Origin of the sequence: Algoriphagus marinus (assembly GCF_001936475.1) — a bacterium.
In the GTDB taxonomy this organism is placed as follows: Bacteria; Bacteroidota; Bacteroidia; order Cytophagales; family Cyclobacteriaceae; genus Algoriphagus; species Algoriphagus marinus.
Genome location: NZ_MSPQ01000002.1, coordinates 283,825 through 299,139, shown reverse-complemented (window position 1 = coordinate 299,139; position 15,315 = coordinate 283,825). Strand labels below are relative to the sequence as shown.

Sequence of the window (15,315 nt, the reverse complement as noted above, 5' to 3'; positions counted from 1 at the left end):
TTATAAACACATGAAATGCCCATGAGAAAAGTTCTCACACAGGGGAAGGATTATTTAGGGCATTCCATATGACCGCTAAAAATCAAAATATAAACATATGAAAACAGGATTTAACTTTCTGATAGGTTGTTTATTCAGTTTTGTGTTTTTGAGTTGTAGTCAAAAGGCAGAGGTAAAAAATGGTGTTACAGCAGCTGATATCTTAGGAAATCCTAAGTATCAGGCCATTTCCTATGGTGGGTACAGGGCAAAAAGCCGGGATGTTCAACCAACTATAGAAGAACTCAAAGAAGATTTGAGAATTCTGGAGGCAATGAATATTAAAGTGCTTCGAACGTATAACGTTCAATTCATGGAAGTGCCCAATCTTTTGGAAGCCATTTCTCAAATGAAATCCGAGGATCCTGATTTTGAAATGTATGTAATGATGGGTGCCTGGATAGACTGTGAAAATGCATGGACTGACCTAGCACCCAATCATGAAGCAGAAAGCCCAGCAAACGCAGGGGAAATAGAAAGAGCAGTAAAACTGGCCAATCAATATCCTGACATTGTAAAAATGATAGCCGTAGGAAATGAGGCTATGGTAAGGTGGGCAACCAGTTATTTTGTCCAATCTAAATACATTTTAAAATGGGTCAATCATCTTCAGGACCTGAAAAAAAGCGGAGGACTTCCAGCTGATATTTGGATCAGCAGTTCAGATGATTTTTCCTCATGGGGAGGAGGTGACGCCTCTTACCATACAGATGATTTGGTAGCACTTTACAAGGCAGTGGATTTTGTGTCTATGCATACTTATCCCTATCATAATACCCACTATAACCCTGATTTTTGGTTGGAAAGTGATAGCCTAGCTAGCCTTTCTGAAAAAGAGAAAATTGATGCGGCTATGATTCGGGCAAGAGATTTTGCAAAGTCACAATATGATTCCGTTCGATCTTATATGAAAAGTATAGGAGTGGAAAAATCCATTCATATCGGAGAAACTGGCTGGGCTACAGTTTCCGACGGGTTTTATGGGCCTGAAGGGTCTAGAGCAACAGATGAATACAAGCAAGCTTTATATTATCAACATATGAGAGAATGGACTAATGCCGAGGGTATTTCATGCTTTTATTTTGAAGCTTTTGACGAACAATGGAAGGATGCAAAAAATCCTGAGGGATCCGAAAATCATTTTGGGTTGATCAATTTATCAGGCCAGGCAAAATATCCGCTTTGGGATATGGTGGATGAAGGCAGGTATGAGGGCTTGACTCGTGGTGGCGAAAAAATCACCAAAACGTACAATGGAAATTTCGATTCACTGATGCAGGATGTTTTAGTACCCCCTTCCAAGGATTAATAATTGAACTCAAACAAAATGAACAACTATTCGAAACTGCTATTTCTATTTTTTCTTAGCTCTATTGCCTGCACTTCTGAAAAAGTAAAAGACCAAATAAGTCTTGAGGGCAGAAAAATACTTGTAAATGAATCACCTTATTTTATCAAGGGTATTTGTTACAACCCGGTTGCTAAAGGGGATACCGCCAGAAATTTTAAACCGCTCACTGAAGATTTAGCCCTTATGAAAGAGGCAGGAATCAATACTATCCGGGTTTATTCGCCTATAGAGGAAAAAGCTGTATTGGATGAAATGGATAGGGTGGGGATGAAAGTGATCATCGGTTTTGGGTACAATCAGGATGGTAAATTTGATATTCTCTCTGGGACTTTCATTGATTATGTCAACAGATTTAAAGATCACAATGCTATCCTAATGTGGGAGGTGGGAAATGAGTACAATTATCATCCTCAGTGGTTTGAAAATGATATTAAGAATTGGTACAAGGCCATGAATGATGCTGCGAAACTGATTCATGAAACTGATCCAAGTCATCCTGTAACCACTGCGCATGGCGATCTACCTGATTCGCTGGCGCTCAGTATGGGGACAGAAATTGATGTCTGGGGGATGAATGTCTATAGATGGGATGATCCAAGTGATTTATTCCGAGAATGGGAAGCAATTAGCACTAAGCCGATGTATTTGTCAGAAGCAGGAGGGGATAGCTACATGGCCATCTCCAAAGCGGGATATGAACAGGGGGTAAATGAGAAAGCCCAGGCGGAAGCGAATAGAAATATTTTGAAATCTGTCTTTGCGAATCAAGCAGTAGGATCCGGAGTAGCACTATTTGCATTTTCGGATGAGCTGTGGAAAGCTGGTAACCCTGCTGTACTTGACCCTGGAGGTTGGGCTCCCAATAGTAGCGGAGTTCCTTATGATGGAACTCCCAACGAAGAATACTGGGGGATTGTAGATGTTGACAGAAATAAAAAGTTATCCTTTGAAGTAGTAAAAGAGGCTTATGATCGATAAGGTTTACAGTGTTTAAAACGGAATTAAACCCAATGTGAATCATTCTAAAGGATTAATTTTTTTGAATTTTTCCTATATCTTAGAAACTTGTTGATTGTCAAAATATTGAAAAACTAAATGATTTTTGAGTACTTCATTTTCTTTAATTAAATAACCTTAAACCCAAAATATGTCCCATTACAAAACCGCTCCCGAGGACATCGTTCCTTTAATGCAGAAATTTGCCTTTGGAGCAGGAAATTTAGCAAATCAACTTTTTCCAGCAGCGCTTGGAGCGTTCATGTACTACTTGGTCGTGGCTTATAAAATGGATCCGCTGGATGCAGCTTTATTGTCCTCAATTCCTAGACTTTTGGATGCCATCACTGATCCAATCATGGGATATATCACCGATAATACCAGATCCAAATGGGGGAGGAGAAAGCCATACATTTTCCTTGGGGCTTTTATCACAGGGATCACATTTATCATCATGTGGCAATTAAACCCGGAGGATTCATCCACTTTTCATTTTTGGTACATTCTTCTTTTGTCATTTGTCTTTTATATAGGCTATACGATTTTTGCAACCCCCTTAATAGGCTTGGGTTACGAAATGACCTCGGATTACAATGAGCGGACACGTCTAATGGCATCATCTCAAATCATTGGGCAATTGGCATGGATGATAGCACCTTGGATTTGGTGGGTGATTGCACAGCCGAATATATTCCCTACCCAAACAGAAGGGGTAAGAACCGTCGCAGTTATTACTGGGGTAGCATGCCTGTTTCTGGCCTTGCTTCCTGCTTTTCTTTGCAAGGAAATAGATCAGACGAATCTCACTGGCAGATCCGATCTATCTCTGAAAGACTTCAAGAAAAATATGTTGAATCTCTTCAAAGGAATGAAAGAGATTTTAATTAATAAGCAATTTTTAAGAGTGTGCGGAGCTACCTTTTTAGTGTTTAATGGCTTTCAGATTATTGCGCAGTTCTCGCTATTTATCATCGTTTATTACATGTTTAATGGAGACTATGGAGCAGCTGGGCAGTGGCCTGCTTGGTACAATACTTTGGCAGCGGCTTCTACCATGTTTTTGGTGATTCCAATCATTACCAAAATGGCTGAGAAATGGGGGAAAAAGAATGCCTTTATTATTTCAACATTCATTTCAATAATTGGATATAGTATGAAATGGTGGGGATTTAACCCAGACATCATCTGGCTAATGTTTATTCAAGTGCCATTTATGTCTTTTGGAATTGGCGGACTCTTTACGCTGATGATGAGTATGACTGCGGATCTTTGTGACCTGGATGAACTGAATAATGGTATGCCTAGAAAAGAAGGGACCTTTGGAGCAGTGTATTGGTTGATGGTGAAAATAGGTTCTGCACTTGCGCTTGGGCTTAGTGGTTTGATCTTATCTATTGTAGGTTGGGATCAGAATATGCCTACCCAAACCATGGAGACTTTAACTAATCTCAGAATCGCGGATGTGATTGTTCCAGTAGTGACTGCTTTGTTAGCCATTCTTACCATGTGGAATTATAATATCACAGAGGACAAGGCAAATGAAATCAGAAAAGAATTGGTGAAACGAAGAGGAAGATTGTAAAATCTAAGTTTCTTGGTTTTGCTTTTAACCTGCTTGAGTATTCGGGCAGGTTATTTTTTTGGAGAAAACCTAGACTATCAAATCAAGTTGCGCTGAACTATATTCTTGCCGAATTTTTCTGAATACAATACACGGATTAAAAATGGTGTCATATAAATCTGAAAATGAGGAATATATCTCCTCAATTTGATGAAACATGACTTTTATCACTATGAAATCTGGTCTGATCTTCAAATTTTTTTAGGGAGAAAGTTCTTACTTTAAGAAGCAAACATGATCCACCAATCTTTCCTAAATATGAGACTTTTCCTTTTTCTTATTTTGGCCGTATTCTCTTCACAATTTTCCAATGCTCAAGACAGTACAATGATGAGCTTGCGACGGAATACCATTAAGATCGATTTTACAGGCAATTTGATTTATTCCAACCACTATAATGTTTCATTTGAGCGAGTTGTCAAACAAAACCAAAGCTATGTGGTGACTTTGGGCTATCAAGAATTTCCCAAAATAATTAATTTAGGTCAGTACATTGAAGGGGAGAGAGATATAAATCGGAGTGGATACAGGGTAGGTGCGGAGTACCGATTTTACCTGAAAAAAGAAAATAAATTTGCGGCTCCTAGAGGTGTTTATATCGGTCCCTATGTTACTTCTCTTGGTTTCAAGTCGGACCAAGGAATAGTCTACTCTGGTTCTGATGTGCTTGAAGAGGCAGACATGAGATCAAGAATAAATATCTTTAGTATAGGAGCGCAGTTGGGATATCAATTTGTTTTCAATGATCGCTGGTCTATAGATTTGGTTTTAGTTGGGCCTTCCGTTTCAAAATATAATTTCAAGACACAGTTAGAAGGTGATTTTAATTTTGATCCGGAAGATGTTCAAGATGAAATCCTTCAAGCTTTAATTGAAAAATTTCCACTGCTAGAAGATTTTCTTAATGAAGAGGAATTGAATTCATCCGGTCGACTGAATACTTGGTCTCTTGGTTATAAGTATCAATTCCTGATCGGATATAGGTTTGGGAAATACAAGAATTTGAAAAAGAAGTAAGGAGCTTTAATCTCCTGTTTACATGGTATTGATTTTGAGAACATCTTTTATGCCTAATGCTGCACTTAGCGGTAAATTGAAGCTGGAATTAACCTATTGAAAATCTATTTAATAAAACATTCTTTTAGATTACTCAAGCAAGGGTAGGTTACCTAAATACAAAAAAGCTCAGGGCATCGCTCTGAGCTTTACTTTTACAGGGTATCCTCCCTCAAAGGACCACAAGCCCCGCAAAAAGCGTGGTGGAGGAAACCGTTAAAATCAGAAGAGCCATCCAACTAATTGGATGGCTTTCTTATAAATTATGATTTAAAGAGATAAAAATTGAGTAATCTTTACGATAGCATTTTTTATCCTAAATTCTTCCCAAATACACTGAATCAGACAGAAGGTATTGCCTTGTTTTTGCATTTTCCTGAGCAAATGTCAGATAAATATGCCATGATCCTCTCCCCAGCTCAATATCAAATGGAACCTGCGCCTGTATCGCATTTCTTCGGGTCAAGCCCTGAAACCATTTATACCTTTTCTCTTCTACATTGTAGCAAAGCACCGAGACTTCATCATTTGCCCTGGCATTCCCTTCAAATGAATTGTCTTTCCAGGTGATTTGGATAGTACCCCCTTCTAACCTTAGCTGTGAATCTTCAGGTCTCAAAAGGTTTCCCTTGCTTATCTTTAGAAAGGAAGGATCGATTTTAGTCTCCAAAGTATGATTATAGCCTTTTGCACTGAGTTCAGAAAAGGCCCAATGCATTCCCTTTTTACTTTGGGTTAGAAATAGCTGATAGCCAAAATCCAAGACTTGCTTGATCGGCTTCAAAAAAGTATTGATTTTAGTCAGCTTTTGCCGCTGAATCAATTGAAGTGGGCTGGGATTGTATTTGTTTTTATGATTACCGGATGGTTTGCTGCGAACCACCGTTTTGCCATTGAGGGTATAGAAAACTAGATTGCCAAGTTTTCCCTTTGGTAAAATAAGGTTTTGATCAGATAAGGTGGCCATGGCTTAAAAGTTTAAGGGTCAATCAACGATAACCTTAAGTTAGAAAAAAGTAAACACCAAACAAATTGTCAGTTATTGTAACTTAATGAATGTAAGAGTAATTAGAAAAGCTTTAGATAGGGTTCAGTTATTATGGAATGGTACTTACCCTAAAGAAAACCTGACAAATCCCTCTATAAACCCTAAATAAACTTACTTTTTATCTTCTTCTTGACTTGGGATTGTTGGAGGGAGATGCAGGAGAGGATAAAATAAAAAGAAAGCCCCAAACGAGCTTAATGGGCATACATATGACGAAATTCCGGAAATAGAATTACAACAATCCTTATAATGAGAGTTCAATCAGAAAAAGGAAAGAGAATTTTGGAATATGGATTGTTTAAAACCTTGATAAATGAATATTGACCTAGAAAAAATTAAACCAACCTCAATCGTCATTGTGATTATGACTTTTTTTGTAACAGTGAGTAAAATAACCAACTGCAAATTGGTATGGATATTAGGGTGGAATTACAGATCCCTCCCAGTCATCAAGATCGATTTGATTACGCCGAGAGGATGGCGATTTGGTTTGTAGCCAAATTGAATGGTTATGATACTACCGAACTTGATATGTTTACTGATATTATTTATAGATATTTGAATAAATACTTTTCTGATAAGTATTATATAAATAAATCATTTTGTGTAGAAGTAGATGTCGTATCGGGTAGAAAGGTTACATATTCAAGTTTGGAAGACGAAAGTGTGCCCATGTTATTAGAAGAGACTATATCGGAGATAAATAGATTGTAAACTAAATAAATAATTTTACTATTGCATTATGAAAATAAATTTAAATAATCCAAAAGAATTTACCATCGAAACTGTCCGCTCCTTAGTTGCTTCAGAAGATGATACTGTTCATACACAATTTAGAGTTACAAAAGATGGTTTTCTATTTCTCTCTAAAGATGTGGGAAATAGAAACTTAGAGGGAATTATTTTCAGAATTGAAACAAATGGAGCATTTAATGGCTATGTCGGTGAAAATGCTTCAAAAGATGATGCATGGGTAACCAGAGTGTATAATGTGATAAATGAAAACTGGCCTAAACCAAAATCCCCTTATTGCGATAACTTTTAAGCAATTGAGGCGGGAATTTCAGGAAGTTTAATTACCTGTATCGATCTGATTCTTTCGAATCGAAAATTTCTTTCAGCGTTCCTGAGTTGGCAATCAGCAATCAAGTAGTTAACTGTTGATTTAACACCCTCTAACAGAACTTCATCTGTCCCGATTGATTTAGGTACAATTGTTCTTGTGGTTACCTCTCCATGGTAGTTCTCATATTTTATAATCCAATACTCTTCCTTTAAATTTGCCTTTATAAAGTCTTCTTTTTGTATGAGCTTGTTGGCAGCATCAAATTTAGGCCAATTGTCGTCAAAAGGATTTTCAACCATAATTAGGGTTTGATCATTGACTAAAAGAACTGAAGCCTGCTCATTACTTAATAAGTTGTATCCAGTAAGATAATAGTAGCCTGATTTGAAAAGGATATTTGGTTTGAATAAATATTTTTTATTAGTTTCTGGAAGATAGATAAATATTCCTTCATCTTTTATTTTTGAAATAAGATCGAATTTTTCTATTTCAATTTCTGGGATGAGATTTAGGGCTTCTAATGGAATGAATCTTTCAGAATATTTACTTCCTTTTGGATTGTACCATTTGCACTTTGCTACAAACTTAGGGAATCCCTTTTTTCGCTCACCATTTTTGGGATCAAATTGTGCCTCCTTTATTTCAAACTTCTTTATTTCGAGCAATTCCATAACTGGACTAACAAATTCGAGATAGTGGGTTACTTGGTCTCTTTTATTAGCTCCTTCCTTCCGTATAGATCTTTTTTCTTTTCCAAGTTCTTGTTTTAAAGTCTTAAGGGAAACTAGTCTAGATTTAAAGGCTTTCCAATCATTATATTCTTCTGAATTAATAGGTGAAGGATCAGATTCACACGGTAATTTTTTTAGCTCATTTTGATGTATCCAAGTTTCTTCGAATTGATGAAGACTAGAATTATACCAAAGGCATTTTGCACTGTGACTTTTCTTAGGTAATATCTCATTCCCAGATTTATCATCATAACTTCCTTTGAAATGATGCAAAGTTTCAATCACCACCATTAGGGGAGGTGTCATAAGGTGTTCACCAATTATTTCAGAAGTGATGAGTTTTCCATCAGAAGTGGAGTGGTAAGGATGAGACTTAAATGCTACTGTATCTCCAATTGAAAGTGTGATCATATATTGTTAAAATTAGGCTTATTGAGTTAAAAATTTTAAATTCCTGTCCTTGCGGGGAAAAGCAGATAATAGTCGTCTGGCTGGGATCGTACATCTCTTTAAAAAGAGTTGACTTTGCCAAAAGTGGCATCGGTTGGTAATTGCTTAATAAATAGTTCCTGAATTTACAGATTTTCTTTCTAAATCCCATTGAGGGAGTAGAGCAGATAAAGTACCATAGTGTACTTGCTGGATCTAGGTACAGAGCTAATGTCCATACAAATAGATAGCTTATTAGCTTATAGACCTTTATTGGTTTCATGAGTTTCTTAGTTTTCTTAATAACATAATTGAAATACAGCGTGGCTCAAGAATTTGGGCGCTGATCCCACTCCTTATGGAGAGTATGATTATTGGAGTTCTGGTACGCCGTCCCCGCAGGGATTTTTATACCAAAATATGATAGACAATTCCCTATGGCTTAAAAAACGTGGATATTACCACCTCACTCCCAAATTGGATGTTATAGGGAAACAGAAAGAATATTTATCAAAAATCACAAATCCTAAATTTGTGAGTAAACATGGTTTTTTTCCACTTTTGCATGCTGTTATTGAGGAAAGGCGGTATAAGAAATGTAGGCCAGCTGGGAAAAGGTCACATGTGGATCCTATTAAAGGACCAACTGCAAAGAAAAGACCATTACATTTTGCAACCCACATAGACAGTTTGATTTTTGGCTATTATGCCCAGAAACTCCAGATTCAGTATGAAAATGTCTTGCAAGAAGATCCAAATCTTTCTGAAGCCATTACTGCATATCGAAAAATCTATAATCCTGAGGATCCAGAAAGAGGAAAAAGCACGATTCATTTTGCGCATGAAGTATTTTCGGAAATTAAGAAGCAGGCTCTTTTAAAAGGATCCTGTGCGGTTTTGAAATTTGACTTGGAAAAATTCTTTAGCTCTATTGAGCATCAATACCTGAAAATTTCATGGGCAAAAATTCTAGGAAAGGAATCATTACCATTAGACCATTACAAAGTATTTCGAGCGGCAACAAACTTTTCCTATATTTTAAAGGATGACCTTCGAAAGAGCAAAAAAAGATTTGGGAGCAGAAGTGGATTTGATGAAAAAAAGTTAAGCCAAATTCGAAAACATGGGATTGAAAGCTATTTTGGATCGCATGATGAATTCAGAAAAGCGGTGAAACAAGGTGAGGTGAAAATTTTTAGAAATCCCTTCCGATCCAAGGTTAATAATAAAAAAATTGGAATACCACAAGGACTTCCAATTTCCTCCGTTTTAGCTAATCTTTATTTATTAGAATTTGACCAAAATATTATTCACGAGGTAGTTAAGGAATTAGGAGGTTTTTATCGTAGGTATTCAGATGACATAATAATAGTAACGGACTGTCAACATGAATCAAAGGTTGAAGAACTTGTAATGAGCTTAATTTCAAAATATTTCATTGCAATAAGCGAGGATAAAACAGAAGTTTTTCATTTTGCAAAGGGAAAGAATGGTTCAGTGAAAGGATCATTGAAATTTAAAGAGGGGAGCTTCTCATACAACTATCCACTAAATTACTTGGGATTTGACTATTATGGAGATAGGACCTTAATAGCAGCAAAAAACCTTTCTAAATTTTATAGAAGAATGAAGGTTTCAATAAAAAGGAAGACAAAAGTTTCTGCCAAATTGGAGCCGGATCAGATGCGCGAAAAGCCAGCAGTATTTTTTAGACAACTGTACCGCATATATTCTAATTCTGATCTAGAGAGATATAAAGTCCGGACAAGAAGAATATCTCTTACAAAAAATAGATTTGGCGAATACGTTTATAAATCCAAAGTGATTCCCAAACCAATGAAGGGCAACTATTTCTCCTACGTCAAAAGAGCATCAAGGATCATGGGTGAGCCTGCAATTGCAAATCAACTGAGAAATCATAGGAAAATTTTTAATTCTACCTTAAAAAGGAGAATGGAAAGTTGAAAGTCATGTTTTATTTTTAAATTCAATCGTGGGTAAAGAAAATGGAAAAGTTGGTTTTAGTTCCTTGTTTTGCTCTTCAAAATTAATCGCTAAGCTTGTGTAAATGATTGCTGATCTATCTAGTTTCATCTGTTTCAATGTTTTTTCTTTAAAATTGTTTGGTCAATAGAATAAACTAAATCGTCAGGATCATACAAACTGAAGGGGAACCCTTGTGTCACCTTAAAAGATTTATATTCAAGGAAATTGCGGTTTTCAGCAAATTCTTTTGCTTCAGGATCAATCACTTCGTTATGTGCTTCATCTTTATTAAATAGATCTTTATACAACCAATAAAGTCCCTTAAATGCTTCATTGCGGGTTTCAGTAAAAATTGTGCGTAAAGGCCTATCCTTATTTGGTTCGTGCCATAGAACTCTAGAGCTGGATTTGTTTTTTTCAATACCAACTCTAAAATAACTATTTAGTAAGTAGGAGATTTTGACAAAAAGCGAATAAATCAATCTATAGGCTATTTTGATCTTTTCAAGATTAAAGAAGAATTCCGCGTAGTCGAAGCTTCTTTTCCAAAGTACTCGATTTGGGTTCTTCCTGTATTTCTTGCTTCTGGAGTATTCACTCCAATTAATCTTATCTTTTCATCTTTCCCATTAGGGTTCCTCACCCAAAAAGTATCTCCGTCTACAAATTTTGCGATTTCTAAGAACTCTGATTTGTTTTGAGCGATAGAATGGGCTGAGAAAATAACTAAAAAAAGGAGCGCTATTGGCCAACGGAGTATATTAATCACTTTTGTCTTCAAGGGGCTACTTTTTATAGCGTCAAAATTTAGATTGTTTTCAAATATAGTTTGCTTCCTGCTTGATTGGTGATTACCGATTTAATCTTGGTTGGAATTCCTTTTATTGCTATGCTAAGAAGGGCTAATGGTTGAGTGTTGTAATTTATACATGTAAGAAGGAGGGAAAGTTGGCTGCTCTTTATAACTGAAGAATATGCAAGCCCAGTTGTGTTCCAAGAAGAATTTGTAGTTCTTTAGACGCTTCAAAGCTAATACAGGGAATATTTTAATGATGTCCAGATACTTTGATCAGTGGTTTAAAGAATTTCAAATTAAACTCTTATTTTTAAACATCATCTATTTTTCTGAAATGCGCCAAGCCACTAAAAACACACTCTGGGTTATAGTAGACAAGACTAGTAGGTAAAATAGCGGCTGCCTAAAAAGTAAGAAAAGCTACAAAACGATGATAGACAATTAGGAATCTCAAATAAAGAGGAGAATTAATAACAAATGGCAATAAAGAAATCGGAATTATACAGCAGTCTTTGGGAAAGCTGTGACAAGTTAAGAGGAACTGGTGGCATGGATGCTTCCCAGTATAAAGATTACGTGCTCACCATGCTTTTTGTGAAGTATGTGTCCGATAAGTATGCTGGCAATCCAATGAGTTTGATTGAAATCCCTCAAGGGGCTTCTTTTGATGATATGGTGGCTCTTAAGAATCAACCAGATATTGGTGACCGAATCAACAAAGAAATACTTAGACCATTATTTGCTTCCAATGGATTAGAAGGTTCATTGGAAATTGTCGATTTCAACGATGATGAAAAACTAGGTAGCGGTAAGGAGAAGGTAGATTTACTGTCTAAGCTGATTGCCATTTTTGAGAATCCTGCTCTGAACTTTAAAAACAACCGTGCAGAAGATGATGATGTACTGGGTGATGCGTATGAGTTTTTGATGCGTCACTTTGCTACGGAATCTGGCAAGAGCAAAGGACAATTTTATACACCAGCTGAGGTATCTAGAATACTATCTAAAGTCATTGATGTACATAAAGCTGATAAGCCTTCTTACACTGCTTATGACCCAACCTGTGGTTCTGGTTCTCTATTGTTAAAAGTTGCTGGTGAAGCACCTAATGGTTTGACCTTATACGGTCAAGAAAAGGATGTAGGTACCAAAGGTTTGGCAATTATGAACATGTGGCTGCATGGTTATCCAGAGGCTGCTATTGCTGGAAAGAATACGATATCATCACCTCAGTTTACAGAAAATGGAAAGCTGAAACGTTTTGACTTTGTGGTTGCCAATCCTCCTTTTTCTGTAAAGAATTGGGACAGTGGTATTGTGCCACTGGATGATGAGTATAATCGTTTTAGAGGTTTTGGGGTGCCGCCAGATAAGAATGGTGACTATGCCTTTTTACTACACATTTTGGCTTCTTTAAAAAGCACTGGTAAAGGTGCTATTATTCTACCTCATGGTGTTCTATTTAGAGGAAATGCAGAAGCTGAAATTCGAAAAAACATCATTGAACGCAAATGGATAAAAGGTATCATCGGACTACCTGCCAACTTGTTTTATGGTACAGGTATTCCTGCCTGTATTATTGTGATTGATAAAGAAAACACAGAAGAACGCAAGGGCATCTTTATGATTGATGCCAGCAAAGGCTACATAAAAGATGGAAACAAAAACCGTTTGCGAGAACAGGACCTTCACAAAATTGTGGATGTGTTCAACTTCCAAAAACCAGTGGATAAATACGCTCGATTTGTCCCTTTTGAAGAAATTGAAAAGAACGAGTTCAACCTCAACATCCCACGATACATCGATACCCAAGAGGAAGAAGATATACAAGACCTGAATGCACATTTAAGTGGTGGTATTCCAAATAAAGACATTGAAGGGCTGAATCGCTACTGGGAGGTTTACCCAAGCCTTAAAGCGGATTTATTTGCTCCATTAAGAGAGGGTTATTCCAAACTAAATGTAGAAGCGACTGAAATTAAAAACACCATTTACAATCATCCAGAATTTACAGGCTATAGCGATAAACTGAATGCCGTATTTACTTCATGGAAGGATAAAGTGTACCAAGAATTGCAAGGTATAAACGATACTACTGCTCCTAAAAAGTTGGCTCATTTGGTTTCCGAAGCACTTTTGGATGAATACCACGATAGGCCATTGGTAGATAAATACAACATGTACCAACACTTGATGGATTATTGGAACGAGATCATGAAAGATGATGTGTACCTGTTGGTGGAAGATGGATGGGTTGCCAAAACCAAACGAGTGCTAGAGAAAAACCAAAAAGGGAAAGAGGTAGATAAAGGCTGGACTTGCGACCTTATCCCGAAGCAATTGGTAATAGACAAATATTTGGCTGCTGAACAAAGTGAGTTGTATGACCTAATGGCAAAACTTGAAAGTATTCAAGCCGAAATAACTACTTACCAAGAAGAACATGGGGGTGATGAAGGTTTGTTGAGTGATGCTACCAACGATAAAGGAAGTATTACCAAAACAACACTTGCCCAATTCATTAAAGAGATTAAAGGCAACCGAGATGAAAAAGAAGCCTTGACCATGGCAAACGCTTTGTTGAAACTCTTCACCGAAGAGGCGGAACTTAAAAAACAAATAAAAGCAAAAGAAACAGCCTTGGATGACTTAACCTTAAAGCAGTTTGGGTTACTTACCGAACCAGAAGTAAGAACCTTAGTGATGGATGATAAATGGATTGCCTCATTAAGTGCATTGATGCAAAGTGAAATAGATGCCATCTCGCAACGCTTAACTGGACGCATTAAGGAATTGGCTGACCGCTACGAAAACACTTTGGGAGAGTTAACCACAAGTACCAAAGCCCTAAAAGAAAAAGTAAGTGCTCACCTTGAAAAAATGGGATTGGTATGGAGTTAACTAAAACAAAATTCAAGAAAACCGAACTGGGGTTGATTCCAGAGGATTGGGATTCCTTAGACCTTAATGAATTAGGAGCAACAGGACGGCCTGTTATAAAAGCTGGTCCTTTTGGTTCTTCATTGAAAAAAGAATATTATGTTTCTGAAGGTTATAAAATTTATGGTCAAGAACAAGTTATAAAAAATGATGCGTTCTATGGTGACTATTTTATAAACCAAGAAAGGTATAGAAAACTTAAATCATGTGAAGTTATACCAGGGGATATTTTACTAAGCTTAGTTGGGACCTTTGGAAAGATTTTAGTAATCCCTGATAATGCCTTAAAAGGAATTATCAACCCTAGGTTATTAAGGATTTCAGTAGACAAGACTAAATTTCACATAGAATATATTTCACATTTTTTAAAGTCAACGAAAGCTTTAGAGTTTCTTGAAAGTAAATTGCAAGGTGGAACAATGGGCGTTTTAAATGCTGGTATTCTAAAATCTTTTCAAATCCCACTCCCTCCAACCCTCACCGAACAAAAAGCCATAGCCACTGCATTAAGCGATGTAGATGACCTTATTGCCAATTTGGATAAACTCATCACCAAAAAGAAAGCCATTAAACAAGGTGCTATGCAGCAGCTTTTAACACCGAATGAGAAGTGGATTAATACTTCTTTAATTGAGTTGGCTGAGAATAAAAAAAATCAATTTGATGATGGGGATTGGATTGAATCAGAATACATCATATCTCAAGGTGTAAGATTAATTCAAACTGGAAATATTGGTATAGGTGTATTCAAGGATAAGGGAAATAAAAAGTATATCTCGGAGGAATCATTTAACAAGTTAAACTGTAAAGAAGTCCTTAAAGGTGATTTATTGATTTGTCGCCTTGCTGAACCAGCTGGAAGAGCATGTGTAATGCCAAGTATTGGCGAAGATAAAGTGGTAACCTCTGTTGATGTGTCAATTTTTAGAGGTAATCCAGAAATAATTAACAGAGATTTTTTATCTCAACTTTTCACAACAAATGGTTGGTTTCAAAAAGTTATTGAAAAAGTTGGTGGTACAACACATAAGCGAATTTCAAGAGGTGCATTAGGAAAGATAAACATAGAAGTCCCTCTATTTGAAGAGCAAAAACGCATTGCTCTTGTCCTTTCCGATATGGACGCTGAAATCGAACAATTAGAAACTAAAAAAGCAAAATACCAAGACATCAAACAAGGTATGATGCAAGAATTATTAACGGGTAAAACAAGGTTGGTGTGAAAGATCGAATTTGTAATATGATATAACATAGTT

General features: G+C 36.6%; 12 protein-coding genes. 8 read left to right on the top strand and 4 right to left on the bottom strand.

Annotation, left to right across the window (positions count from 1 at the left end; translation table 11 throughout):
• Nucleotides 1-97: 97 nt before the first annotated feature.
• The 4 genes from BVC88_RS05700 to BVC88_RS05685 all read left to right on the top strand — a co-directional run bounded on the left by BVC88_RS05700 (nt 98) and on the right by BVC88_RS05685 (nt 5,024).
• A complete protein-coding gene (locus tag BVC88_RS05700) occupies nt 98-1,348 on the top strand; it encodes a glycosyl hydrolase family 17 protein (protein WP_075349686.1) in 1,251 nt (416 codons plus the stop codon).
• Between the two features lie 18 nt (nt 1,349-1,366).
• Nucleotides 1,367-2,368, top strand: coding sequence for a glycoside hydrolase family 2 TIM barrel-domain containing protein (locus BVC88_RS05695; protein WP_075349685.1), 1,002 nt, complete (start codon nt 1,367-1,369; stop codon nt 2,366-2,368).
• A 169-nt stretch (nt 2,369-2,537) separates the two neighbouring features.
• Nucleotides 2,538-3,968, top strand: coding sequence for an MFS transporter (locus tag BVC88_RS05690; protein WP_075349684.1), 1,431 nt, complete (start codon nt 2,538-2,540; stop codon nt 3,966-3,968).
• 297 nt (nt 3,969-4,265) lie between these two features.
• The gene (locus BVC88_RS05685) at nt 4,266-5,024 is read left to right on the top strand and encodes a DUF3575 domain-containing protein (protein ID WP_175574380.1); all 759 of its coding nucleotides are present in this window, start codon (nt 4,266-4,268) and stop codon (nt 5,022-5,024) included.
• A gap of 355 nt (nt 5,025-5,379) precedes the next feature.
• Here the strand turns inward: BVC88_RS05685 and BVC88_RS05680 are convergent, their stop codons facing one another.
• A complete protein-coding gene (locus tag BVC88_RS05680; RefSeq protein WP_075349682.1) occupies nt 5,380-6,030 on the bottom strand; it encodes a DUF6266 family protein in 651 nt (216 codons plus the stop codon).
• 823 nt (nt 6,031-6,853) lie between these two features.
• Between BVC88_RS05680 and BVC88_RS05670 the strand changes: the two genes are divergently transcribed.
• Complete coding sequence (locus BVC88_RS05670; protein ID WP_075349680.1) at nt 6,854-7,156, top strand: hypothetical protein; 303 nt, start codon at nt 6,854-6,856, stop codon at nt 7,154-7,156.
• On the opposite strand, the gene BVC88_RS05665 is transcribed toward BVC88_RS05670, so the two are convergent.
• The gene (locus BVC88_RS05665) at nt 7,153-8,319 is read right to left on the bottom strand and encodes a WYL domain-containing protein (RefSeq protein WP_075349679.1); all 1,167 of its coding nucleotides are present in this window, start codon (nt 8,317-8,319) and stop codon (nt 7,153-7,155) included. The two genes, BVC88_RS05670 and BVC88_RS05665, sit on opposite strands and share 4 nt — an antisense overlap.
• Before the next feature lie 927 nt (nt 8,320-9,246).
• On the opposite strand from BVC88_RS05665, the gene BVC88_RS05660 reads away from it, so the two are divergent.
• Nucleotides 9,247-10,302 carry a reverse transcriptase domain-containing protein gene (locus BVC88_RS05660; protein ID WP_175574379.1) on the top strand — a complete coding sequence of 352 codons (1,056 nt, stop codon included), beginning with the start codon at nt 9,247-9,249 and terminating at the stop codon, nt 10,300-10,302.
• 134 nt (nt 10,303-10,436) lie between these two features.
• On the opposite strand, the gene BVC88_RS05655 is transcribed toward BVC88_RS05660, so the two are convergent.
• On the bottom strand, nt 10,437-10,931 hold the full coding sequence (locus tag BVC88_RS05655; RefSeq protein WP_175574386.1) for an LA2681 family HEPN domain-containing protein: 495 nt from the start codon (nt 10,929-10,931) through the stop codon (nt 10,437-10,439).
• Nucleotides 10,814-11,092: a thermonuclease family protein gene (locus BVC88_RS05650; RefSeq protein WP_175574378.1), complete on the bottom strand. Its 279-nt coding sequence runs from the start codon at nt 11,090-11,092 to the stop codon at nt 10,814-10,816. Before BVC88_RS05650 ends, BVC88_RS05655 begins: the two co-directional genes overlap by 118 nt.
• Nucleotides 11,093-11,596: 504 nt before the next feature.
• On the opposite strand from BVC88_RS05650, the gene BVC88_RS05645 reads away from it, so the two are divergent.
• Both BVC88_RS05645 and BVC88_RS05640 read left to right on the top strand, forming a co-directional pair.
• Nucleotides 11,597-14,020, top strand: a complete 2,424-nt coding sequence (locus BVC88_RS05645) for a type I restriction-modification system subunit M (protein ID WP_075349676.1) — start codon at nt 11,597-11,599, stop codon at nt 14,018-14,020.
• Nucleotides 14,011-15,282: a restriction endonuclease subunit S gene (locus BVC88_RS05640; protein WP_075349675.1), complete on the top strand. Its 1,272-nt coding sequence runs from the start codon at nt 14,011-14,013 to the stop codon at nt 15,280-15,282. Before BVC88_RS05645 ends, BVC88_RS05640 begins: the two co-directional genes overlap by 10 nt.
• Nucleotides 15,283-15,315: the final 33 nt, after the last annotated feature.